Source organism: Petrocella sp. FN5 (assembly GCF_029210395.1).
Taxonomy (GTDB): domain Bacteria; phylum Bacillota; class Clostridia; order Lachnospirales; family Vallitaleaceae; genus Petrocella.
Map to the genome: position 1 here is coordinate 14,637 of NZ_JARGDP010000001.1, position 23,267 is coordinate 37,903.

Annotated in this window: 22 protein-coding genes and 1 riboswitch; of the genes, 14 read left to right on the plus strand and 8 right to left on the minus strand. The window is 37.8% G+C overall.

Going from position 1 to position 23,267, the window contains the following annotated elements; genetic code table 11:
- Nucleotides 1-6: 6 nt before the first annotated feature.
- A complete protein-coding gene (locus P0N36_RS00090) occupies nucleotides 7-765 on the plus strand; it encodes an amino acid ABC transporter ATP-binding protein (RefSeq protein ID WP_275840647.1) in 759 nt (252 codons plus the stop codon).
- 153 nt (nucleotides 766-918) lie between these two features.
- Nucleotides 919-1,536, plus strand: coding sequence for a flavodoxin family protein (locus tag P0N36_RS00095; protein WP_275840648.1), 618 nt, complete (start codon nucleotides 919-921; stop codon nucleotides 1,534-1,536).
- A gap of 8 nt (nucleotides 1,537-1,544) precedes the next feature.
- Here the strand turns inward: P0N36_RS00095 and P0N36_RS00100 are convergent, their stop codons facing one another.
- Nucleotides 1,545-2,873, minus strand: a complete 1,329-nt coding sequence (locus P0N36_RS00100; protein ID WP_275840649.1) for an MATE family efflux transporter — start codon at nucleotides 2,871-2,873, stop codon at nucleotides 1,545-1,547.
- Between the two features lie 251 nt (nucleotides 2,874-3,124).
- A complete protein-coding gene (locus P0N36_RS00105) occupies nucleotides 3,125-3,811 on the minus strand; it encodes a GTP pyrophosphokinase (protein ID WP_275840650.1) in 687 nt (228 codons plus the stop codon).
- Nucleotides 3,812-4,062: 251 nt separating this feature from the next.
- Between P0N36_RS00105 and P0N36_RS00110 the strand changes: the two genes are divergently transcribed.
- Nucleotides 4,063-6,159, plus strand: coding sequence for a stalk domain-containing protein (locus P0N36_RS00110; protein ID WP_275840651.1), 2,097 nt, complete (start codon nucleotides 4,063-4,065; stop codon nucleotides 6,157-6,159).
- Nucleotides 6,160-6,261: 102 nt separating this feature from the next.
- Here P0N36_RS00110 and P0N36_RS00115 read toward each other — a convergent pair whose 3' ends face one another.
- Nucleotides 6,262-6,666 (minus strand): cytochrome b5 domain-containing protein, encoded by a 405-nt coding sequence (locus P0N36_RS00115; protein ID WP_275840652.1) that lies wholly within the window; start codon nucleotides 6,664-6,666, stop codon nucleotides 6,262-6,264.
- 120 nt (nucleotides 6,667-6,786) lie between these two features.
- Complete coding sequence (locus P0N36_RS00120; RefSeq protein ID WP_275840653.1) at nucleotides 6,787-7,158, minus strand: hypothetical protein; 372 nt, start codon at nucleotides 7,156-7,158, stop codon at nucleotides 6,787-6,789.
- 400 nt (nucleotides 7,159-7,558) lie between these two features.
- Between P0N36_RS00120 and P0N36_RS00125 the strand changes: the two genes are divergently transcribed.
- The 7 genes from P0N36_RS00125 (at nucleotide 7,559) to P0N36_RS00155 (ending at nucleotide 12,912) form a co-directional block, all read left to right on the plus strand.
- The gene (locus P0N36_RS00125; RefSeq protein ID WP_275840654.1) at nucleotides 7,559-8,137 is read left to right on the plus strand and encodes a LemA family protein; all 579 of its coding nucleotides are present in this window, start codon (nucleotides 7,559-7,561) and stop codon (nucleotides 8,135-8,137) included.
- 11 nt (nucleotides 8,138-8,148) lie between these two features.
- On the plus strand, nucleotides 8,149-8,910 hold the full coding sequence (locus tag P0N36_RS00130) for a TPM domain-containing protein (RefSeq protein ID WP_275840655.1): 762 nt from the start codon (nucleotides 8,149-8,151) through the stop codon (nucleotides 8,908-8,910).
- 86 nt (nucleotides 8,911-8,996) lie between these two features.
- The gene (locus tag P0N36_RS00135; RefSeq protein ID WP_275840656.1) at nucleotides 8,997-9,335 is read left to right on the plus strand and encodes a cupin domain-containing protein; all 339 of its coding nucleotides are present in this window, start codon (nucleotides 8,997-8,999) and stop codon (nucleotides 9,333-9,335) included.
- A gap of 176 nt (nucleotides 9,336-9,511) precedes the next feature.
- A riboswitch (cyclic di-GMP riboswitch) is annotated at nucleotides 9,512-9,593 on the plus strand.
- 90 nt (nucleotides 9,594-9,683) lie between these two features.
- The gene (locus P0N36_RS00140) at nucleotides 9,684-10,622 is read left to right on the plus strand and encodes a PDC sensor domain-containing protein (protein WP_275840657.1); all 939 of its coding nucleotides are present in this window, start codon (nucleotides 9,684-9,686) and stop codon (nucleotides 10,620-10,622) included.
- Nucleotides 10,597-11,673 (plus strand): methyl-accepting chemotaxis protein, encoded by a 1,077-nt coding sequence (locus tag P0N36_RS00145; RefSeq protein WP_275840658.1) that lies wholly within the window; start codon nucleotides 10,597-10,599, stop codon nucleotides 11,671-11,673. Before P0N36_RS00140 ends, P0N36_RS00145 begins: the two co-directional genes overlap by 26 nt.
- 144 nt (nucleotides 11,674-11,817) lie before the next feature.
- Nucleotides 11,818-12,381, plus strand: coding sequence for a TetR/AcrR family transcriptional regulator (locus tag P0N36_RS00150; protein WP_275840659.1), 564 nt, complete (start codon nucleotides 11,818-11,820; stop codon nucleotides 12,379-12,381).
- A 78-nt stretch (nucleotides 12,382-12,459) separates the two neighbouring features.
- Nucleotides 12,460-12,912 (plus strand): hypothetical protein, encoded by a 453-nt coding sequence (locus P0N36_RS00155; RefSeq protein WP_275840660.1) that lies wholly within the window; start codon nucleotides 12,460-12,462, stop codon nucleotides 12,910-12,912.
- A gap of 96 nt (nucleotides 12,913-13,008) precedes the next feature.
- On the opposite strand, the gene P0N36_RS00160 is transcribed toward P0N36_RS00155, so the two are convergent.
- Nucleotides 13,009-13,587, minus strand: coding sequence for a protein-L-isoaspartate(D-aspartate) O-methyltransferase (locus P0N36_RS00160; protein WP_275840661.1), 579 nt, complete (start codon nucleotides 13,585-13,587; stop codon nucleotides 13,009-13,011).
- Nucleotides 13,588-13,777: 190 nt separating this feature from the next.
- On the opposite strand from P0N36_RS00160, the gene P0N36_RS00165 reads away from it, so the two are divergent.
- Nucleotides 13,778-14,947 (plus strand): hypothetical protein, encoded by a 1,170-nt coding sequence (locus P0N36_RS00165; RefSeq protein WP_275840662.1) that lies wholly within the window; start codon nucleotides 13,778-13,780, stop codon nucleotides 14,945-14,947.
- A 144-nt stretch (nucleotides 14,948-15,091) separates the two neighbouring features.
- Nucleotides 15,092-16,360 (plus strand): HD domain-containing protein, encoded by a 1,269-nt coding sequence (locus P0N36_RS00170; protein ID WP_275840663.1) that lies wholly within the window; start codon nucleotides 15,092-15,094, stop codon nucleotides 16,358-16,360.
- Between the two features lie 31 nt (nucleotides 16,361-16,391).
- On the opposite strand, the gene P0N36_RS00175 is transcribed toward P0N36_RS00170, so the two are convergent.
- On the minus strand, nucleotides 16,392-17,819 hold the full coding sequence (locus P0N36_RS00175) for a helicase HerA-like domain-containing protein (RefSeq protein WP_275840664.1): 1,428 nt from the start codon (nucleotides 17,817-17,819) through the stop codon (nucleotides 16,392-16,394).
- 198 nt (nucleotides 17,820-18,017) lie between these two features.
- Between P0N36_RS00175 and P0N36_RS00180 the strand changes: the two genes are divergently transcribed.
- The gene (locus P0N36_RS00180; RefSeq protein ID WP_275840665.1) at nucleotides 18,018-18,509 is read left to right on the plus strand and encodes a shikimate kinase; all 492 of its coding nucleotides are present in this window, start codon (nucleotides 18,018-18,020) and stop codon (nucleotides 18,507-18,509) included.
- 104 nt (nucleotides 18,510-18,613) lie between these two features.
- Here P0N36_RS00180 and putP read toward each other — a convergent pair whose 3' ends face one another.
- Nucleotides 18,614-20,113, minus strand: a complete 1,500-nt coding sequence (gene putP / locus P0N36_RS00185) for a sodium/proline symporter PutP (protein ID WP_275840666.1) — start codon at nucleotides 20,111-20,113, stop codon at nucleotides 18,614-18,616.
- Between the two features lie 214 nt (nucleotides 20,114-20,327).
- Here putP and P0N36_RS00190 point away from each other — a divergent pair, with 214 nt between their 5' ends.
- Complete coding sequence (locus P0N36_RS00190; protein ID WP_275840667.1) at nucleotides 20,328-21,434, plus strand: AI-2E family transporter; 1,107 nt, start codon at nucleotides 20,328-20,330, stop codon at nucleotides 21,432-21,434.
- Between the two features lie 5 nt (nucleotides 21,435-21,439).
- Here P0N36_RS00190 and P0N36_RS00195 read toward each other — a convergent pair whose 3' ends face one another.
- A complete protein-coding gene (locus P0N36_RS00195) occupies nucleotides 21,440-23,251 on the minus strand; it encodes a hypothetical protein (protein ID WP_275840668.1) in 1,812 nt (603 codons plus the stop codon).
- Between the last annotated feature and the right edge of the window lie 16 nt (nucleotides 23,252-23,267).

Below are 23,267 nucleotides of genomic sequence, written 5' to 3' on the forward strand. Positions count from 1 at the left end.
CATCATATGAGTTTACTTGAAATAAGACAGCTAAAAAAAAGCTTTGGTGACCTTCAAGTCATTAAGAACATATCCCTAAAAGTTCAGCAGGGAGAAGTGGTTGCAATTATCGGTCCATCCGGTTCCGGGAAGTCAACTTTACTGAGATGCGCGACCATGCTAGAGTCCATTGATGCCGGTGACATTCTTTATCTGGGAGAATCGGCCTTTAAGACAGATCAGGAGGGTAAACCTCATAAGGTTACAGGGGCAGAGCTGAAAAAGATTCGTAGTTATTTTGGTCTTGTTTTTCAAGACTTCAATCTATTTCCTCATTTTTCAGTGATGAAGAATGTGACAGATGCTTTGATTCATACTCAGAATAAAAGTAAAGAAGAGGCATATGATATAGGTCGGAAGCTGCTTACAAAAATGGGTTTGTCGGAAAAAGAAAATGCATTTCCTTTTCAGCTCTCTGGCGGTCAACAACAAAGGGTGTCAATAGCAAGGGCTTTAGCTCTGAATCCAAAGGTCCTCTTTTTTGATGAGCCAACGTCTGCCTTAGATCCTGAGCTGACCAGTGAGGTGCTTAAGGTCATTAAATCATTGGCAAAAGAGCATATGACCATGGTGATTGTGACCCATGAGATGAATTTTGCAAAAGAAGTAGCCAATCATGTTATTTTTATGGATGAAGGCATTATAGCTGAAGAGGGTACACCGGAGGAAGTTTTTGGTAACCCTAAGAGTGATAGGACAAAGGCTTTTATTAAAGGGTATCATTAGGTTAATAAAAATATATCAACGAGGCCTCTGAGTGGATAAAAGCTTAGAGGCCTTTTTTTGAGTGGGATTTCAGGAGAATACTACGTTGAATATATGATATAATCAGATTGGTAAACCAATAATTAAGTAAAAGATGGTCACAAGGAGGTAGCGATGAAAGTATTGATGATTAATGGAAGTCCTCATAAGGAGGGATGCACTTATACCGCTTTGAAAGAGGTGGAAAAAGAACTGATTGGCGCAAACATCGAAGTGGAGATGGTCCACTTGGGGCAGTCACCGATTCGAGGGTGTACAGGTTGTGGCAAATGTGCCAATAACCGCTGTATATTTGATGATGATATCGTCAATCGAATTATTGAGAAATCTGAAGTCGCAGATGCCTATATTTTTGGCTCACCGGTTCATTATGCAGGAGCATCTGGAGCTATAACTTCTTTTCTTGACCGATTTTTTTATGCGGCTAAGCATCATGCTTATAAGCCAGGAGCGGCCATTGTCAGTTGTAGAAGAGGTGGATCCACAGCAGCTCTAGATCAGTTAAATAAATATTTTGCTATTAGTAATATGCCAATGGTACCCTCACAATATTGGAACATGGTCCATGGCAATACGCCGGATCAAGTCAAGCAAGACCTTGAAGGGATGCAGATTATGAGAACCCTTGGGAAGAACATGGTATGGTTACTTAAGTGTTTAGAGGCTGGGAAAACGGCTGGGATAGGCCAACCGGAACGGGAGAAACGCATCGCTACGAATTTTATTCGTTAAAGAAGGCACTATACCAAAGCTTTTGTGACCCATTTTTTGTTGTGCCATCTTAAAAAATTCAAGATGCCACGTACCCATTCGTCCAATAACAAGGCAAGCCATACGCCAGGAAGCCCCCAATCAAAGATGACGACAAAAACATAAGCACCGGCAGCGGCAATGCCCCACATAAAAACGAGACCGATGGCAACGGAGAAAACAACATCACCAGCACCGCGAAGACCACTGATAAAAACGATGTTAAAAATGCGTCCAAGCTCTAAAAAGGCATCGATTGAAAGAATAATCATACCCCATTTTATAATACTAGGGTTGTCTGAAAAAATGCCCATGAGATGGCCACCAAAAAAATAAAAGATAACACCGATGCCACACATAACATAAAAAGCAATCCTAAAATTCTTAATACAGACATGATAAGCCTCATCTATAAGTCCTTCACCAATAAGGCGACCGATAATGATTTGATTGGCCTGGCTAATAGCAATAGTAACGATTAAGGCAAAGGTGACGATGCTGCCAACATAAGTACGTACGATAGACATTTCTTCGCCGAGATAGACCAGTACAATACCTGTAATCACAATCTGGCTGACATTATAAGAGAGGTTTTCAAGGGCAGCAGGAAAACCTAGCTTTAACAACAGCCTTAATATGTGTTTGGGGAAGTTCTTAATATAGGTTATGGCAGAGAGTGGTACAATGTGCTTAAACACAAAAATTGTTGATAAAACAACCGCAATCAGTCGACTGATTGAAGTAGCAATAGCAACACCGGCTGCACCAAGAGCCGGCAAACCAAAAGCACCAAAAAGCAAGGCGTAGTCACCGACGATATTAATAATGTTCATCGTTGCAGTTATATAAAGTGTTTGTTTGCTGTAGCCGTAACTACGCATCGTAACTGTAGAAATATTTAAGAAAGCTTGAAGAAACATAAAGATACCTACGATACGGATATAATCATTGGCATAACCCATAAGACCTGGTGTGATACCGATAAGAATTAATAGGTCCGGACCGAAGAAGAAAAGACCGATAGAACAAAGCCCACCTATGATGGTTAGTACAACATAAGCGACTATGATGGTCATATGACAATCAACCCATTTTTTTGCGCCGATAAACTGAGCAATTAATATGGCAGCACCAACGCTAATAATTGTAAATATAATATTAGTGAAATTAATTAACTGATTAGCGATACCCACTGCTCCGGCTGCTTGATCAGATATACGGCTTAACATCAAGGTATCAATAACGCCAAGGGTCATAAAGAGTATGACCTCGAAGAATATGGGGATAGCTAAGCTCATTAAGGTTACTTTTTTTACCATGATGTACTCCTATGGATCTTCATTTATGGTTATAGTGCTTGTTTGGATGTCGAATCTTTTGTAACTTGAATTATACTTGATTATCTATATATGTCAACAAAACAAAACAACCGAAACAAAAGTGTGAAGTAGGTTATAATTTAGAAAATGAATAGAGTTATGCCTACTTATAAAGAGCATCCAAATGTTTTTAACAATCGGATGCTCTTTATAAGTAGGCTCTTTAAGATAAGTTCTAAGTCTATTATAGGTCAATCATCTTGTTCAGACTTGATACCTTCATAAATAGATTGCATTTCTAAGTCCAAGAGTGTAATAGAGTTGGCGCAATCCAATAAACGATCACGAAGATCTTCGGAGACCTCATCTTGGGTCTTGTATTTCAACTTGTGTTCTAGACTGGCCCAGAAATCCATAGCGATGGTACGAATCTGTACCTCAACTTTGACATGTTCTGTCGAGTCGGAAAGAAATATAGGCACAGCAACAATGAGATGGAGACTTCTGTATCCGTTTGACTTTGGGCTCTCAATATAATCATTACGCCGTATCAAGGTGACATCATCTTGTTGTATTAAAAAAGCAGCAATTCGATCGATGTCGTTAATGTAGTTGCAGATAACACGAATACCGGCTACATCCGACAAGTTGTTCCATATACTTTGGGTGTTGATTTCCAGATCTTTTTTCATGAGTTTATCCATGATGCTCTGTGGTGACTTGAGTCTGTATTCAATATGATGAATAGGACTATGGTCGTGTTTGATCTGGAATTCTTCATCTAGTATTTCCAACTTGGTGCGTACCTCTTTAATCGCGGCTCGGTACAGTTGTTGTATGACCCCAAATTCTTGAATATTTTCAATAAACTCTGTATTTTTCAGGATGTCAAGGTGCTTATTACCTATATTCATCTGTAATATTTTATGAAATTCCATACATATACTCCTATCGTCATTTGTGATGCTTTGAGTATATCAGAACATGTCGAAAGTTCATATAAATAATGTATAAATAAACATTAAAAATATATTTATAATCAAAACCTAATAGAATCCATCAAAATAGCGAATGATCCACATGCCTAAGTCGTCTTATGACAATAGGGTTACAAAATCATGCATATCTAGATTGAAAGTGAACATATCTGCTATAATAAGTATGACCGATGGGTCGAAGGAGGTTTCTTATGAAGTTGATTAGAATTATAACACTAAGTCTTATACTATCTGCAATATATATCATCACATCAAGCATGCTGACCATCCAGGGCCATGCCCAAGATATTCGTTTGATTGTAGATGGAAAAGACATAACAGAATTGTCCACACCCATTATTCAAAATGGTAGAACCATGGTACCCATACGGTTTGTTACAGAGGAAATTGGAGCAACCGTTAACTGGGACCCCAATAATAGAACAGTTGAAGTCATTAAAGGAAATCAAAGTGTTTTTCTCAAGATTGGTAGCGCTTTAGTAGGCTATAATCAAGGCGCTTCTTATCAAGTGAGTGATGTGACACCCCTCATCCTTGGGGGTCGTACTTATGTACCACTGAGATTAATCAGTAACGCTTTTGGCATTGGTATTGAGTGGGTGAATGAGACAAGGGAAGTTCTTGTAGACTCGAATAAAACATCTGTAAAAGCACCCTTTCATGAGGTTGTCATATCATCCCTTTCCCCAGGACAAACGATTCAAGGTAAAACAGCAGTAACGTTCACCTTTGGTGACCGTTATAAGACATCGCTTGCAGAGACGCGATTGCTTCTTGTGGACCGACAAACAGCTACCGGTTTTGTTGTCGGTAGAAGCTTGGGCGATTCAAATAGCCTAATATATGTGCCTTCCCTTGAAGAGAATGGAAATAAGGTCATGGTTGTTGCACTCTATGATAAGAACAATAAACTAATCGCTGCAGATGCAGTGCCGGTGGTTATTTCAGTAACGCCTAATATTGTATTAGAAGGACTTACTCATGATGAAGTCATTCAGAAAACAGTGGTACTTAAGCCGAATGTGAATTTCATAGCGGAACATCTTACTTATGAGCTTACCAATCTAAGCACCGGTAAAGTTATAACGGTCATTGAACAAGATCCTTTTGGTTCGTATACGTGGACACCTACTAAATCCCAAGAAGGGAATTATAGTGTTAAAGTGATGGCCTATGATGCTACGGGAAAGGTCTACCATAGTGCACCCTATACTTTTAGTGTTCAGGTTGAAGCAAGCCTTAGCTTGACCGGCGTCACGACAGGTATGACGGTGAATAAGCCAGTCACCTTGCTGGCATCAAGGAATTTTGATGTAAGAGAAACAACCTACTTAATCAAAGATGAAAAAACGGGTGTGGAAACGGTACTGGCAACCCTACCTTATGGTGGTTATAGATGGTTTCCAGATCAAAGCTTTTCTGGAAATAAAGCACTAAAAGTCAGAGTGATTGATGCAGGCGGAACAACACGAGAAAGTGCTTATATTCAAGTGAAAGTAGATGGTAGTCCAAGACTCCAACTCTCAGGTGTCGGTCCTAATCAAGTATTAACCGGTGAAACGAAGCTTAATGTAAATAGTAATGTGACAATGGATAAAGTCAATTATATTCTGATTAATAAAAGTACAGGGTCAACCAAGATTGTCGGACAAGATATTCCGGCTGATAGTGAATGGATATTTAAGCCAACAGCATCCGATGGGGGGCAAGTATCATTGAAAGCGGAAGGTTACTACAATGGTACTAAAATCATATCAGAGACCATAGATTTTAGGATATATTTGGATAAAACCTTTGGTCCAAAGGCCATAATAGAAAAAGACAAGTTTCTAGCATTTTCATCCGGTATGGCAAAGACATCTTGGAACAGTACAGGCATGTCGGCGGCGTTACAAACAGCACAAGCCATATTAGAAACCGGTTGGGGACAAAGCGTGCCAAGGGATAAATACAGTGGTAAGTTTTCTTATAACCTTTTTGGTATAAAAGGTTCAGCAACCAATGGATCTGTCACGTCTAATACATGGGAAGTCTATAATGGCGTAACCTATAGAGTAGATGCGAATTTTAGAGCATACAATAACGCACAAGAAAGCTGGAACGATCATAAAAGCTTGTTGTTCAATGCAGATCGATATGCACCTTTTAGAGATGTGATGTATCACAGTAGCTTAGGTGCATGGGCCATTAAGCGAGCAGGGTATGCAACGGATCCACAATATCCGATTAAGCTGATGAAGTTAATTCGACAATACAACTTGAAGGAGTTAGATAGAGTTGGCATTTAATTCATAGTTGGAATGTGTAACTCACTAAAACAGGACCCAGACAAAGGCTAGATGCCTTTGACTGGGTCCTGTTTCTTCATCAAGATAAGAGATAACACCTTATTATTCGACAATTATACCTATTTTTGTTGCCAGTTCAAGATTTTTTACACCATGAGGTGCTTTTTCGATTTTGCCGGTTAAGTCTGTTCCGGCGTATTGACCATTATGGGTACCATTAGCCCATTGGGGAATATCCGATACATCATAAATGATGTTGTTATGTGCGACATATGCAGGCATACCATCTTTACCATTATAGGAAGCTAAAGCCTCTAGGGTTAATTCAATGTTTTCTATATCTGTAGCAGGTTCATCCATACCCGTATCAGGTTCATCGGTGTCAATAGGTTGTTCATCTTCAATGGGCACATCTGCCTCATCAATTGGAACAATGGTAGCCTCATCCGATTGACAACCGGTTAGGGATAATGTTAATACTACAAGAGTTATTAGGAACCATTTCATATCATCACCACTTTCTTTAAACAGTCTGGGTTAATTAAAGTGTTAAAACTAAGTTTCTCAAAATTATAGACTATTGCATATAAAAGTTCAACTATATAGTTTTGACACTTTAACCATAGGTTAAATAAAATACCAAGGACGTAGATAATGAAGTAAAAAGAGTAATACAATCAAAACACCCATATATCGATGGACCTTTGCTAAAGATCTCTTTTTGCTACGTTTATAAAGCAGACCTAAAAAACCATTCAAAGCCAAAACCAATAATAACAATGAGCCGGTATGAAAGTCAAAACGACCCAGTTTCAGATAACCATGAATAAGTCCGGATAGTATTAATAGACCACCGACATAGGGATGCATTTTACGACCTTTTTTTAAGAATTGATTATAGTTTTTGTTTTTTCCCTTTAGCCAACGTTTGTTCACTTCAATAGCAATTGGAAAGGAGAGGAGCACAAATAATAAAAAAGCGTTGAACCAACCCAACATGTAATCAGTCCTTTCAAGGTAAGTATAATCCGAATAACAATGTAGCGCTTGAAGATAATCATTATCATTAACAATCTCATTATAGCATAATAAGATTAGAATTTCTATTGTAATGACACAACTTTCTCAGAGGATTTCTTAGCTCTTGAATAACAAGGTAGCCTCATCCATTACTAAGAAATCCTATAAATGGGATTCTTGAGTTTTTATATAGGGTTAAGAGATCCATTATTGTCAATATTAAGTGAAAAGCATTAAAAAATGATTAAATCGATTGGCATATCATAGTAAGGCATAAAGTATAATGGTACAATATAGAAGATATTTTGTTATTATGCTCATACAGTTATAGTAGGCATCCTAACAATCAAGAAAATGAAAATTCAGAAGAGGTGTTAATATGAAAAAAGGTAGTATAGCATTAATCGTTATAGCAGTAGTCGTCTTAGTCATCTTTGGTACAGGTGGCATGGTGGTATCAAGATACAACAGTTTGGTCGTTTTAGATGAAGAGGTTAGTATGTCTCTAAGCCAGATAGATAATCAATTACAAAGAAGAAATGACTTAATTCCAAACTTGGTTGAAACCGTAAAAGGATTCGCCAGTCAAGAACAAGAAATATTTAATAACATAGCAGATGCACGTGCACGAATGATGGGTGCTGGTACAGTGGGGGAACAAGCAGAAGCTGACGCACAATTGTCCGGTGCTTTATCAAGATTGCTTGCAATATCAGAAAGCTATCCGGAGCTAAAATCAGATGCTAATTTCAGACAATTAGCCGATGAACTGGCAGGAACTGAAAATAGAATTGCCGTAGCTAGACAAGATTACAATTCTGTGGCCAGAAATTTTAATAGTACTGCGAAGCAGTTCCCTATGAACCTTTTTGCCAGAACATTTGGTTTTGAGTCGGCAGAATACTTTGAAGCCAGTGAAGGCGCAAGTGAAGTCCCTACTGTAGATTTTAATAATTAGGGGGGATTAGATTGAAGAAAACTATAGCAGCGTTGTTTATTCTATCTATGCTGCTTTCTATGTCGGTGATATTTGGTCAAAGCTATCCAAGCCATACCACAGAATTCTATGTCAATGATTTTGCGGGTATTCTTTCGACTGCAACTGAGGAAGCCATCATGAATATTTCAGTGCCTTTGGCGCAAGAAACAGGTGCGCAGATTGTTGTTGTTACTGTAGATAGCTTAGAAGGTCAGGATATTGAGTCTTATGCGCTTAATCTTTTTAGAGAGTGGGGCATTGGAGATGCAACGAAGAACAATGGTTTACTATTGTTGGTATCTCTAAATGATCGACGATCTCGTATTGAAGTGGGTTACGGTCTAGAGGGTGCCTTAAATGATGCAAAAACAGGACGGATACAAGATGACTACCTTATTGGGCATTTTCAAGAGGGCAATTATGATGCAGGTATCATAGGAACATATTTAAAACTTGCAGAAGAAGTATTTATAGAGTACGGCCTTGATGAAGCGGCGATTACCAGTCAGAATGTTTATTATTATCCCAGTACGGAAGAGGAAGAAGGAAATATAAGAATATTCCATGTGATTCTTATTATAATCGGCATCATGCTTATGATGTTAGACTTAATATTTAATCGTGGACGCATGACAAGAGTTGTGTTGTATATGATTGTAAGGAATTCAGGTAGAGGCGGCGGTAGCGGTGGCAGCGGATTTGGTGGCGGTGGCGGTCGAAGTGGCGGCGGTGGAAGCTCTAGAGGCTGGTAGTTTAGTAACCTATGGTACCGTAATCTCTAAGGATGAAGTCTATAATAATGACTATAAACCAATCAAATCCTTAAGGAGGACCAACTATGGAACAGTTTATTAAAAACATAGAATTTTCACAAGCCATGGAGATGGCAAGCCTTGTTAATTATCAAACGGGACAGGTTGTAAGTCGAACTTTAGCACAAGGAAAGAACCTAAGCATGACACTTTTTGCCTTTGATCAAGGAGAGGAAATCAGCTCCCATGCCTCATCTGGAGATGCCATGGTGTATGTTATGGATGGTGAAACAGAGATTACGATTGGTGAAGAGGTGTTTTTTCTAAAAAAAGGAGAAACCATCATAATGCCTTCAAATGTGCCACATGCTTTGCTGGCTAAGAAACAATTTAAAATGCTACTTGTTGTTGTATTTAAGCCATAAGATTAAAAAGCCTTCTTAGAAAAAACAGGAAATAGAATAATTCTGGTTTTTAATAAAGGAAATGCGGGATTAACTGTACTTTTATGCTCTGTTGTAGTATAATTATACTTTAAGAAGAAAAATGAATAGAAATTCATTGGCAAGATTAATGTCAATCCTGTCCAATCTAATCACATAAATGAAACAGGCACAGCTGTCGAAAGATAGTGTCGCAAAGCTATGGGTCTAAGGGATGACTATGACTGCCAGGTTGCCGTTTGGACATAAGATAAATTACGCGTATCTCACGAACCATCGGTCTTTATTTGACTGGTGGTTTTTATTATTTAAATACGAAAGGAGCATATTATGAAAAGTATTAAAAGCAAATTGGTGGTTTATTTTTCAATATTAATTTTATTGATATCGGCCAGCTTTGGTGTTATTTCTCTAGTTATTATTGGTAGGACTGTAACGGAGAATGCGGAGGCATCATTGGTACTATTGGCAGAAGAGGGCGCCAAGCTCACGGAAAGTCGGATTGAAACAGGTATTCAATCACTAGAAACCATTGCAAAAATCAAGGAAATCGAAAGCATGGACTATGAACAGCAAAAAACGGTTATGGAAAAACAAATGATAGAATCGGGTTTTTTAGCTTTAGGGGTCGTTAGTCCAGACGGTACAACCAATTATCATGATGGAACAACCGCTGAACTTGGGGATAGGTCTTATGTTATAAAAGCATTTGAGGGAGAATCCAATGTTTCTGATGTTATTATCAGTAGAGTGACAAATTCTGCGGTATTAATGTTTGCCACACCTATTAAAAACAATGGTGAGGTTGTCGGGGTTTTAGTAGGACGACGAGATGGTAATGCGCTTAGTGTTATAACAGATGATCTTGGATATGGTGAAAACGGTTATGCTTATATGATTAATAATAAAGGTACGGTTGTGGCCCATATTGACCGTCAAATGGTCTTAGATCAATTTAATCCAATAAGCGCCTTAGAAGAAGATCCAAGTCTAGAATCATTGGCTGTTCAGTTTGAGACCATCATATCAGGTGAGGATAATGTAGATAGATACACATATGATGGAACGGATTTATATATCGGATACACGGGTATTGAAGGAACGGATTGGATTATAGTTATAACAGCCAATGCGGGAGAGGTGCTACAGGCCATACCCACACTTCAAAAAAAGTATTTTGATAGCGACAGTGATTATACTTATTATCAGTATAGCCCTATGTTATATTCTAGGGGATTCTATTGTGAAACCGATTATTGGGATTATTGAGCATTCCAAAAAAATTGCCAATTTGGATATTACTGAGGATGTACCACAAGTCTATATTAGCAAAAAAGATGAAGTAGGATCACTTGCAAAAGCTTTTCAAAGTGTAACAGACAATTTACGTGAATTCATTAAACATATATCAGACACATCACAACAAGTTGCAGCGTCTTCAGAAGAATTAACAGCAACCAGTCAACAATCAGCATATGCAGCGGATGAAGTGGCTAGAACCATTGAGGAAATTGCAAAAAGTGCCACAGAACAGGCAAAGGACACTGAAAATGGCGTTATGAGAACGGATGAAATCAGCCATATTATTGAAGAAGACCTTAAGGATATGAAGCAGGTAGATGTAGCTATGAGGCAATTGACCGTGCTTAAAGACGAAGGTACAGAGGTTATTATAGGTCTTAATACAAAAACCCAAAATAGCAACAAGGCCATTGAAAAAATTTACCATAGTACATTAGAGACCAATCAGAGCGCAGATAGGATTGGACAGGCCAGTGAGCTTATCAGAGGCATAGCAGAACAAACCAACTTGTTGGCACTTAATGCAGCCATAGAAGCGGCAAGAGCTGGTGAAGCCGGAAAAGGCTTTGCAGTGGTTGCAGACGAAATCAGGAAACTGGCTGAGGAATCCACGACATCAGTAAAAGATATTAACGATATGTTGAAGAAGTTGCAAGATAACTCGAAAAGCTCTGTAAAGTCAATGGAAGAAGTTCAAGCAATTATTAAAGAACAGGTTGAAAGTGTTAGTATTACTGAAAGTAAATTTAACGGTATTTCCAAACAGGTCGAAGATGTTAAATCCATTATCAATAGAGCGCTAGATTCAGTTAGTATGATGGATGATAAAAAGAATGAGTTGGCAGAGATCATGCAAAGTTTAGCAGCGATAGCAGAAGAAAATGCTGCCGGTTCGGAAGAAACATCAGCTACGATGGAAGAACAAGCAGCATCGATGGCAGAGATCTCCAATGCCAGTGATGCTTTATCTCGACTGGCTGAGGATATGCAGACAAGGATTGCAAAATTCAAGTATTAGGATTAGTAAAATGATTCCCTAAAAACCTTTCATGGCCGACTTATGAAATAGCTTGTTTTTGATTTACTTGACATACGACGATGCGTCGGGTAATATGAGAGTATAACGACACAACGTCGGATTTCATAGGAGGCAAGGGCTGAGATGAATGCAGCAGCAAGAAGGCAACAGATTCTAGAAGCAGGGCATCGTTTGTTTGTCAAACAAGGGTTTATGGTTACTACGATTGAAGAAATAGCAAAAAATGTAAAAATTGCCAGAACGACAGTTTATGAGTATTTTAGTTCCAAGGATGATATCTTATTAGCACTTATAGAACCAATGATTTTACAACATCCAAAAGATCTACCTGAAGGTGATACCAAAAGTAAGCTTATTTATCTCATTCAATCTTCTCTTAACCAACTTCAAGAGAATAAAATGATTTATAGGATTTTTTTTGAAGAGTTTTTTGACTTGGAAGAGGAAACAGCACAGTTTTTTAAGAATTGGCAAAACCTTAAATTAGCACAAGTGTATGAGATTATACGTGAGGGGATTGCGTCGGATTGTTTTTCTAGAAGATGGAGCTATATGGATATCGGATTCGCCTATCAAGCATTATTAGAACATAAAATGAGAAGCTTAATAAGAACGGGGCAAGTGGTGGATACAGGTTATGAGGCGACGCACTTGGTGAATCTTTTATGGTTGGGAATAGGAAAATAGACATAAAATGGAACAGTTTTATATTTCATACGTCTAAAAAGAGTGAACAGAATATACATACATAGGAGGTATTTATTTATGAAGAAGTGGATGATTTTTGGCATATTGATTATAGTCGTAGGACTTTTTTCAGGATGCTTTAAGAGCACTCCAGAAGTCGTGGAGGAAGAGCCGGTTGTTTCAGATGTCATTGAAGAAGAAATGAACGAAGATACTTCAGAGGAAGCGACAGAGGAAGTAACAGAAAACATATTACCGGAAGAGGAAGAAGAACCGGTTATGGATGAAGATATGGATGAAGATATGGAGACGACAACAGGTATTTATGTCGGACAGATTGATTCCAATAGCATCGAGGTTGAACTCACAGATATTTCTGTGGAAAATACCTTCAAAGCATTTAGATTCTCTGAATCCGTAAAAGCAAACTTTGGTGACTACAATCTTACAGAAGGTGATCGGGTAATGATTTCATTTAAAGTAGATGAAAACAACGCAAGCATTATTCACGATATTGAAAAAGTAGAATAGGTGGTAAAGTATAATAAAGAGAAGGCCATGCTTATCATAAGTTGGACTTCTCTTTATTTTGATTAGGAGAGTAAGCTTTTAAATAAGGGTGTATTATTATAACTCATAGTCCCCAACAAGTGGAACAAATCTAACAGGTTCGATAAAAGAAACTGAAATATTTCCCGCACTGTCTTTTCTTATAAGGCTTAGGTCTTGGCTATCCTTATTTCCAACTGGGATAAGAAGCCTACCATTCGGACTTAGCTGGTCAATTAGAAGTGGCGGGATTTCTCTTGCTGCAGCGGTTACGATGATGCGATCATAAGGGGCATGTTCTTTTAAGCCGAAAGTACCATCCCCTAGAACAAAGTCAATATTATGATAGTTCAATTCTTTTAAGCGTGTTTCCGCTTTTTTCATTAGCGGTTCTATGGTTTCAACGGTGTAGACCCATTTGGAGAACTGTGCTAGAAAAGCCGTCTGATAGCCGGAACCTGTACCTATTTCTAGAACTTTATGCTCAGGCTTAAGTTCAAGAAGCTCTGTCATGTATAGAACAAGTGAAGGTTGTGAGATGGTTTGTCCAAAACCAATGGGAAAAGCACGATCGACATGAGCCAAATCTTTGTACTGCTCCATGAAAAAACGACGATCCAATTGCTTAAAAAAGGTTTTGGTGGCGCTTTTGTTCATGAAATCACATCCTAGTAAAGAAAAATAATGTATTAAAGTGGTTGCGATAGAGGTTTTAACCTATATAAAAAGTATAACATAAGGTCAGATCATAGGAAATCCGTCCTATGACCTTGAAAATGCATCTTTTTAATAGGTTGATACGTCCAATAAAGCGTAAGGCATATGGACAAGAAGGCGAGGTAAGAAAATGAAAAAGCATTTTAATCATAAAAAAGCATTATATATCATGCTCATGGTTCTAGGAACCATATTATTATATGGTTGCCAATCAAAAGAATCTCAGCAAGTGGATGAAGAGGCGACATATGTTGAAGAAACCTTGGAAAATCAAGAAGATGAAAATCTTAAATTGCCTCAGCTTGAAGTAGAGGTAATAAATGTAGTGGAGAAAAAATATGAGGATATATTAGGGGCGTATCGAAGCGCTTTACCCATTAAACAGTCAGATGAACCGGTATCTTCTGATGCACAAAAAGTATGGGTAAAGGATATGAGAACTTTATATGATGAAAAGGGCACTTCCAAAGCTATATATGATTTATACAAGGAAGGAATCAGTAAATTGGCCTCAGAAGAAGCAGATTTGTTTACAGCGTATGCTATTTCCGGAATGCGCAGGAACAGTTTTGAAGACTATAGTGATTTAGAATCTTATGTATTGCAACCGGATTTTTTGGACCGATTTTTTCTAGAAGCAAAACCATATGATTATAAGTATATTAAGTTAAGTCAGAATGTAGATAAAATTGAAGATGCAGAAATAAAGGCATTATTATTGGCAGCAAAAAATCAAGGTTATTATATTGCCAGTGCCGAAGGCATGTTATTTTACCTTGTTGATTTTACGGAGTTTGCAAAAAACAGAGATTATAATACAAAACCAATGAGAGACTTACTGATCACATTGGCGATTGATAGCCTTGAACCCATGGCTTCAGATGGTGGATTTGTTGTTGATGGTGACACCATTGCAGCAAGAACCTATGGTATGGAGAAAATGCTGGAAGAATATGAGGGTACACTATATGAAAGGTATATGGCCATTCGTTTTAAAGACCATATGAGTATGTTGCTTATGGGCATAGACAATTCACCGACTTTTGACTATGATAATCAACGTTTAAAGGAAGACTCTATAAGAGTATTCAAAGAGATACAGACATTGGAGGACAGCTATATGGCTGAGCTTGTAACGGATTTTATGGAATTGGTGTCAAGTAATAATCATATACTGGATGAATCTGTACGAGGGGAAGCCTATGAATTGCTTAATAGAATAGATGATAAATATAACCTTACCATGGAGGATGTATCTTCATTTGGGACATGGATGTCTGGCCTAGGTGTTGAAGAATAAAAACATAAGAAGTACAATATGTTAAAGTGTTGACATATTGTACTTTTTTTTGTGAAACTAATCATAGCAAGTTATAGAATTATACATTATAATGAAGTAAGAGCGTATAAATGTAATAAAATGTAGGAGGGTAGGTGGAATTAGATGAATTTGAAACGTGGAATTTTGGAAAGAATCAGGTACCGAGTATATGAAGTGCTTGACCAAATGGGTCAACAAAGCTACGATTATCAGCACGTTAGAACGGTTGAGCGCTTAAGCCTTGATATGGCAAAACGACGGGGTTTAAATACAGAGGTTGCTCAGGCCATTGCATTGCTTCATGACATGGGCCGAATTACAGAAAATGCTGTAGGTAAAGAACATGCTACTGTGGGTAGTAAGTTGACTTATAGGTGGCTTACGGATTATGATGTGGATGAAGTGACAAAACTGACAATAGTGGACGCAGTGGCCAAGCATAATAGAAAAAAACAAATTGATGGTCCATATGATGAGTTGATCAAGGATTGTGATGCTTTGGCTCATAAACTAGAGATTGGAGAATATCTTCCAAAATATGAGCAATTAAGATGTGAACAAGCCTATAAACTTTTTTTCAAAATGGTTATGAAAGATTTTGATGAAATGGATAGGATTTTTAAAGAAAAATATGTCCATTTATGGTCGCTTCTAAAGGATGTGGATGAGGAATCAATAGATGGTAAGTGGGTTCATAATATTCGAACTGAGATTAGAACTTTAAGAGCGATGATTTGGTTGCTTAAGGGATATCAGTCCAAAGACATCAAAAGATTGGATGCGTTTCTTAAAGAGATATTTATTGACTTAGAGCTATCAAGAAAGCTTACAGTTTTTAGAAAGTCATTAAAAAAAGCAGAGATGTCGCCTAAATTTGTTAAGGAAGTTAGTAATCTTATACAAGATGAAAACAAAAAAATGATTAAAAAGATTAAGAAGAAATTGTTAGGCCAAGAAAAGGCGATTCAAAAAGTGAGTTTTGGATTAAAGTCAATGTCGCATCATGAGGCTATAGCCTTAAAATATAAAATACAAGAAGATATCAATAGAGACTACGTATTCCTTCTTAAAACAGTATCGATTAAGGATTTAAAATCCTTGCATAAGCTTCGAATATTTGGAAAAAAATTTTTATATTTAGCAGAGTCCGGCCTTGTTTCTTTTATAGATGAGGACGATGGTGAGCTTTATAGTAATATTCACAAAACTGTCGGTGGGCTTAATGATATTAGGGAAAATAAAAGGTTGCTTAAGACACTCATGAAAAAAAAGTCCATTTCTCTCAAAAAGAAGGAAATGGACCGATTGCTGATCTACTATGAACAAGAAACATCCAGATTGAAGCAAGAAATGAAATGGATGTTATTTAAGATGAAGAAACGTTTTCTATAAAGATGTATTATAATGTCCTTTCCAAGGTGTGTCACTTCTTAAGTGAGCCAAGTATGCCACGAATTAAAGTCCTTCCTAGATGAGAACCGATGGAAGAAGCGGTTGACTTCATAAATCGATCCAAGGGAGAATCGGTCTTACGAACACTTTTTTTGACATCTTCTTTAGTAGTTGAAGACGTTTGCATATGAAGCGCCTTTTCTTTTAGGGCCTCATAAGCAGAATGGCGGTCGTAACTTTGGTTGTACTTATTCTTGAAGTAAGATTGATGAATGTGCTTGATGACGGTCTCCTGCTCAGCAACGGGACCGATCTTACTTTTTGGGGGCATAATATAGGCCCTCTCAACAATACTGGGTATGCCTTGATCATTTAAGAAGGAAATCAATGCCTCTCCGACACCTAGATTTGAAATGACATCCGCTGTATCGAAAGTTTCGTTTTGCCTGAAGGTTTCTGCTGCAGCACGTACTGCTTTTTGCTCTTTAGGTGTGTAGGCACGTAAGGCGTGTTGAATTCTATTGCCGAGCTGGGCCAGTACTGATTCGGGGATATCAAGGGGATTTTGAGTAACAAAATAAATACCGACACCTTTTGAGCGTATTAACTTAATAATCTGCTCGAATTTATCTAGTAATGATTTGGACATATCTTTAAAAATCAAATGTGCTTCATCAAAAAAGAATACCAGTCGTGGTTTGTCTAGGTCGCCAACTTCATCTAAATCTTCGAAAAGTTCGGAGAGTAACCATAGAAGAAATGTAGAATATAGACTGGGGTTGGTAGAAAGCTTTGAAGATTCTAGGACATGAATCATACCACGTCCCATGTTGCCGAACGTAAGCAAATCATGAATATTAAAAGCAGGCTCTCCAAAAAAATGCTCAATACCTTCCTGCTCCATAATAATAAGTTTTCGATGAATAGCACCGAGTGTTGCTTTACTAATACTACGATATTGTCCTTCCAGTATAGACCCATTTTCAGTAATGTACTTAAGGATGGCCAGCAAGTCCTTAAAGTCAAGTAAAAGCAGGCCGTTTTCATCTGCAAATTTAAAGATTGTGTATAAAACGGAGGTCTGAACGTCATTGAGTGTGAGTAATTTACTAAGCATAAGTGGACCCATATCTGAAATAGTTGCCCGAATAGGATGGCCTTCTACACCAAAGATATCCCAAAAAGTCGTCGGGTAAGTTGTAAAATCAACACTCTCAAGTCCAAGTTGTTTAAGGCGTTGTTGAAACTTATCGCTTTTTGAACCGGGTTCAATAAAACCCGTAAGGTCCCCTTTAATATCTTGCATAAAAACGGGTATACCATGTTCACTAAAAGTCTCAGCCAGTACTTTTAAGGTTACAGTTTTTCCTGTGCCGGTTGCACCGGTAATAAGCCCATGTCTATTAATCATTTTTGGATTCATTCGGATTCTTTTACTTGCATTAATACCTATCTCCATTATACACCTCATATTTTTCTTTTTTTTTAGAAGCCTTTTAGGCACGAATATGCCTAGGCTATTATTTATCATAGCATAAAAATAGGATCTTTTCATCTTGTAGATGTGAGGCTGAACAATAAAATTATTTTCCAATAGATACGAACCCTTAACACGAATTATAAACTTTTTTGAACATAAGATTATGAAGGAGGCTATATGAATATCATACTTATTGGCATGTCAGGCGCAGGGAAAAGTACTTTAGGTATTCTACTTGCAAAAGCTATAGGAAAAGAATTCCTTGATACCGATCTGCTCATTCAGAAAAAAACAGGGGCATTACTTCAAAATACAATAAATCAACAAGGGATTAAAGCTTTTCTTGATATTGAAGAAAAAGTGATTATGTCAATGAAGGTGGAAAACACAGTGATTGCGACAGGCGGAAGTGTGATATACTCCAAAGCAGCCATGAATCATTTGAAAAAACTGGGAAGGATTGTCTACCTCTATGTCCCTTTTGATGAAATTGAGAATAGGGTCAACAATATAAAATCCAGAGGCATTATTATGCGTAAAGGTAGAAGTCTCAAAGATGTTTATGATGAAAGAACACCACTATATAATCATTATTGTGATACTGTTGTAGATTGTAGCCTTAAGGATGTTGAAGCATGTGTTGAAGCGATCATACTAGTAATAAAATAAAGAGTTGACATATAAGGAGTATAAAAAGTATAGAAAGACCTACCACAATACTATAATTGTGGTAGGTCTTTTGTGACAGCCCTTAATATCATCTATTAAAGATTCTATATTTCCATTAAAACGACAGCATCAAATTCATCTGTGATTTCTTGAGTTGGTGGTGCAGTAAGGAGTGAACCGAGAACAATGGCTACGAGAGCTACAATGAAGGCCGGTACGATTTCATAAATCTGCCAAATAGCACCTTCAAAATTCTTCGCAAGGGTAATCCAGAAGATGACTGTCAAAGTACCTGAGATCATACCAGCCATGGCACCCCATTTATTCATACGCTTCCAAAAAAGCGAAAGCAATATAACCGGCCCAAAAGCGGCTCCAAAGCCAGCCCAAGCATTAGAAACCAAACCAAATACAGAACTGTTAGGGTTAAGGGCAATAATAATAGCAATTGCAGATACGATGGCTACAGACAGTCGACCAACTAAAATCAATTCTTTATCATCGGCCTTCTTCTTAAAAAACTGTTTGTAAAAATCCTCAGAAATAGAGGAGGCTGTAACCAAAAGTTGTGAATCAGCAGTACTCATACTAGCCGCCAAGATGGCTGATAAAAAAAGACCGGATAAGACGGGTATGAACATACCATCCACCATATGCATAAATACCTTTTCAGCATCTGCAACAGGGGCATCAACAAAGTAAAGTCTGCCAACCATACCTACAAAAACAGCAGCAAAGAGTGTAAGAATAACCCAGATCATGGCGATGAGTCTGGCTTTTTTTATGTGGTCAGAGGATCTGGCTGCCATGAATCTTGCCAATATATGTGGCTGCCCAAAATACCCAAGTCCCCAAGCTAAATTAGAAATGATGACAATGAAAGAAATGTTAGTCATTGTTCCGGTTTCTTTGAAAAGATTCATATAACTTACATCAACAGACTTAAGAGCTAAAAATGTCTCACCAAAACCGCCAAGTTCTGCAACGGCGATAATCGGAACAATCATTAAAGCTATAAACATTAGAACACCTTGTATTACATCTGTTGATGAAACGGCCATGAAACCACCGAGAAAAGTGTAAAGAACAATGACAAACCCGCCTAGAATTAAGGCGTACATATAGGGTATACCCATAACCAGTTCAAATAATTTAGCACCGGCAGCAAATTGGGCTGAAGTATAAACGGAAAAGAAGACAATGATGACCAAGGCTGAAACGACTCTAAGAATCTTAGTATCATCTCTAAAACGGTTCTCAAAAAAATCCGAAAGAGTTAAGGAGTTCTTTGAAAGTTCTGTATACTGTCTTAATCTTTTTGCGACCATTTTCCAATTGACATAAGTCCCTAGCGCTAATCCAATGCCAATCCAAGCTGCTTGAATACCACCCAGGTAGGCCGCACCCGGTAAACCAAGAAGTAACCAACCACTCATGTCGGATGCCTGTGCAGATAAAGCGGTTGTCCAGCTACCCAGATTTCTGCCTCCGAGCACATAGTCGGAAAAATTACTGGTCTTACGGTAGGCAATATAGCCGATACCAATCATGCAAAGTAAATAAAAAGCCAAAACAATTAATTTCGTTACCTGTGAAATATCCATATTATGTTACCTCTCTCATTATTATTTCATCTGAAGTTCTCCATTCAGTCTTATAGCATTATACAGGAAATAGGACGTGTAAACAATAGTTTAGCCACAACATCTAAATGGATTTGAGAAAGATACTGGTGGCTTTTTCATCCTTGTGGTAAAATCATAGTAGCAAAAATCTATAGACGCAGCTAGCAACATAGAATATAAAGTGGGGTATATCATGGATAAGAAAATGGTTAGAAGTATATTATTTTTAATGACCTATGGGATTTTACTGGTTTTAGTTATTGTCAAAATTGATTTGGTCATGCAAATGCTAGGTAATGCTTTAAGTATGGCGGTGCCAATATTCATTGGGTTTTCAATAGCTTTTATTTTAAAAAGACCATATAACTTTATGACGAAGGTTATTGGGAACCTTATTAAGAATGAAAAATTTGATAAGATGGAAAAACCACTTGCTCTTGCTTCTGTATATCTACTTTTTTTTGGTGTGGTTACTTTATTATTAGCCTTTGTGATTCCACAGTTTACAGAAAGTGTCCAATTATTGTATAAAAATATGGACGAATATGGGCGTAATTTTGAGACTTTTTTAATGAATACAGCGAAATACTTAAGACTAGATAATTTTGATATGAGTAATTTAGACAATGCTTTAGATAAAGTGCCGGATCTTATGGGTAGCCTTGCAACAGGTATTATGCCGAAAATCTTCGATTTTACAACGAACTTTCTAGCTACAGTGGTAAATATTGTTATAGGGTTTGTACTGTCAGTATATTTGCTAGCAGACAAACGTCACCTAAAAAGTCAGTTTCACAAAGCTATAAAAGCTTATCTACCACAAGAGGTAGGGGGGAAACTATTAAAAGTACTACAGCTCTCTAATGAGACCTTTACAAAATTTATATCAGGGCAATTAACAGAAGCCCTTATCTTAGGTGTGCTTTGCTTTACAGGCATGTTAGTTCTGGGCTTTGAATATCCCATATTAATTAGTGTCATCATTGGAATTACCAGCTTAGTTCCAATTGTAGGTTCTATTATTGGTTTGATACCGGCTTTGTTTATATTATTGATGATTGAGCCAATCCAAGCTCTTTGGTTTTTGGTTTTTATAATCGTCCTTCAACAGATTGAAGGTAATTTTATCTATCCAAGAGTGGTAGGTGGAACCATTGGGCTACCACCCTTGTGGGTTTTGCTTGGTATTATTATAGGTGGTGGACTATTTGGTGTTCTAGGTATGTTGCTTGGTGTACCGGCTTTATCGGTCATTTACCAGCTTTTAAAAGAAGACATCCATGCAAAAACGCATGGATGAAAGCTTTACCACAAAGGTAGGTTGTTTTTTATGAGATAGTTTTCTTTGGACTGAACAAGCATTTGAAAAATCGGATCTTTTTCGCCAAAAACAGTCTCAAGTAAAACAAGGCTAATCATAAGATCATTTCTAGTAAGTCTAGGATAATCTAGTAATCCATAGCTACCATCTGGCATATAGGCATACCATAAGTCATGGTTGTCTTTTATCCAATCGGTACCCGTATCTTGAACAGCTGTTTGAATTTTGGCGGCCAGTTCTAGATAGGGGTATTTTTGATTCGAATCATTCTGACGGTCTAGGAGTAGGCTATAGGATAACAAAAAATTCATTTCAGTTACGAGGTGATTGAGGGAAACGTGTGTTGGTGCGTGAGGAAGGGTGGGATGATAGTAATCTTGAATCAGTAAACCACCATTTTTAGTGACAAAACTGAATCTGTCTGCATACCATAACAAGAAATCCGCATAAGCAGTCAAACTTGTCATTAATCGATTGGAATCTTCAGAAGACAAGTGTGGTATGCCTTCATAATGCATGTCCTTATGATAAAGATACATGTCCATTATGAACAATGCAGCATCCGTAGAAAAGCGTGTGTCATAGAAACCGGCTTCAATACCATAATCATCGTAGAGCCATCTAGACTTTGGTTCCGTAATCCAAAAACCGATATCATTTTGTTGAGGTAAGCTATGATTAAGGCTCATAATACTTAGGGTCTCAAGGTATGTGTTGGTTACCTGTAGTCCTCTTTTCTTTTGGTTTTGAATAGAGCTTACAAATCGCTGTCCGATATGTTCAGCCGGCACACGCCAATAGGCACGAGGTGCATAGGGAATATAGGAAGATGGCACTTCATAGTAAATACCATCGGTTCTAAGTTTTCGAAATCGGTTTAAATCAGCAATGCGTATGTCTTGTGCAATGATGGGATCTTGATTATGTGTAAAAGGTGAAATGTGATTTGAAGACATAATACCCCAGTGTTCTGTTAGTGTTTGATGTGTTTCTGATTTCGGAAGGGGTAGTCTGGCGGTCCATTTTCTACCACTAATGCGTTTGGTTAATAGGGTTGTAGGAGAAAGTTCGAGATTCTCAACAATGACATTGGCGTCTAATAAGGTATATACATCGACCATTCCGAAACGCATTTGGTTAGAAAAAACAGCGGTCTTCGGTAATACAAAAGTATCACTTCTAGAGGCCACAGGTTGAAGGAAATCTGTCATTAGCAAAGGCGCCCATTGGCTGGTTGTATTATTGATGACATTAGCGTAGGTAATCTGAAACAAATCATCAATCTTTATGTGGTTCGTATCCTTCCCATCAGCAAATGATTCAAGGACGGCCCAAGTAAGACCTAAGTCCATTGTAGATGGGGGTGTCACATTCTGCGAAACAAGATTCTTTAGATGCGTATCTTCAGAAGCCTGAGACAAGCTTAAATGATAAGACACATCTCCCTTAAGAAATAATCTAAACTGAATATCCAGCAAAGCAATAGGCATCTGGGATTGCTTTTCAAGAATAGTGAAGAAGTAGTGGTGCGTGGTCATCATCAAATCATCAGTCTTTGAGACTTTTTCCTCATCAAGTACTAAGAGATAACTAGGATGAATGGTGAGCATGGGTGTGAAAATCTCGCCTACTTGATCGGGGAGCGTCCAAATGAAGCCGCCTTTGGTATCCTCATGGAGGGATAGAGTGCCTTCAACGGTTAAAGGTCCGGCTAAGACAACCTTGTTCATACCTATAAGAAGTAAAATACATACAGTGATGATGCTTAAGTGTTTGTACAAATTTATGTTTTTCAATGTTAAGCCTCCAGGT

Bases quoted from the DNA above. Each gene is read 5' to 3' on its own strand.
- P0N36_RS00090 (WP_275840647.1), top strand. From the start codon at position 7: ATGAGTTTACTTGAAATAAGACAGCTAAAAAAAAGCTTTGGTGACCTT.
- P0N36_RS00095 (WP_275840648.1), top strand. From the start codon at position 919: ATGAAAGTATTGATGATTAATGGAAGTCCTCATAAGGAGGGATGCACT.
- P0N36_RS00100 (WP_275840649.1), bottom strand. From the start codon at position 2,873: ATGGTAAAAAAAGTAACCTTAATGAGCTTAGCTATCCCCATATTCTTC.
- P0N36_RS00105 (WP_275840650.1), bottom strand. From the start codon at position 3,811: ATGGAATTTCATAAAATATTACAGATGAATATAGGTAATAAGCACCTT.
- P0N36_RS00110 (WP_275840651.1), top strand. From the start codon at position 4,063: ATGAAGTTGATTAGAATTATAACACTAAGTCTTATACTATCTGCAATA.
- P0N36_RS00115 (WP_275840652.1), bottom strand. From the start codon at position 6,666: ATGAAATGGTTCCTAATAACTCTTGTAGTATTAACATTATCCCTAACC.
- P0N36_RS00120 (WP_275840653.1), bottom strand. From the start codon at position 7,158: ATGTTGGGTTGGTTCAACGCTTTTTTATTATTTGTGCTCCTCTCCTTT.
- P0N36_RS00125 (WP_275840654.1), top strand. From the start codon at position 7,559: ATGAAAAAAGGTAGTATAGCATTAATCGTTATAGCAGTAGTCGTCTTA.
- P0N36_RS00135 (WP_275840656.1), top strand. From the start codon at position 8,997: ATGGAACAGTTTATTAAAAACATAGAATTTTCACAAGCCATGGAGATG.
- P0N36_RS00140 (WP_275840657.1), top strand. From the start codon at position 9,684: ATGAAAAGTATTAAAAGCAAATTGGTGGTTTATTTTTCAATATTAATT.
- P0N36_RS00150 (WP_275840659.1), top strand. From the start codon at position 11,818: ATGAATGCAGCAGCAAGAAGGCAACAGATTCTAGAAGCAGGGCATCGT.
- P0N36_RS00155 (WP_275840660.1), top strand. From the start codon at position 12,460: ATGAAGAAGTGGATGATTTTTGGCATATTGATTATAGTCGTAGGACTT.
- P0N36_RS00160 (WP_275840661.1), bottom strand. From the start codon at position 13,587: ATGAACAAAAGCGCCACCAAAACCTTTTTTAAGCAATTGGATCGTCGT.
- P0N36_RS00165 (WP_275840662.1), top strand. From the start codon at position 13,778: ATGAAAAAGCATTTTAATCATAAAAAAGCATTATATATCATGCTCATG.
- P0N36_RS00170 (WP_275840663.1), top strand. From the start codon at position 15,092: ATGAATTTGAAACGTGGAATTTTGGAAAGAATCAGGTACCGAGTATAT.
- P0N36_RS00175 (WP_275840664.1), bottom strand. From the start codon at position 17,819: ATGGAGATAGGTATTAATGCAAGTAAAAGAATCCGAATGAATCCAAAA.
- P0N36_RS00180 (WP_275840665.1), top strand. From the start codon at position 18,018: ATGAATATCATACTTATTGGCATGTCAGGCGCAGGGAAAAGTACTTTA.
- putP (WP_275840666.1), bottom strand. From the start codon at position 20,113: ATGGATATTTCACAGGTAACGAAATTAATTGTTTTGGCTTTTTATTTA.
- P0N36_RS00190 (WP_275840667.1), top strand. From the start codon at position 20,328: ATGGATAAGAAAATGGTTAGAAGTATATTATTTTTAATGACCTATGGG.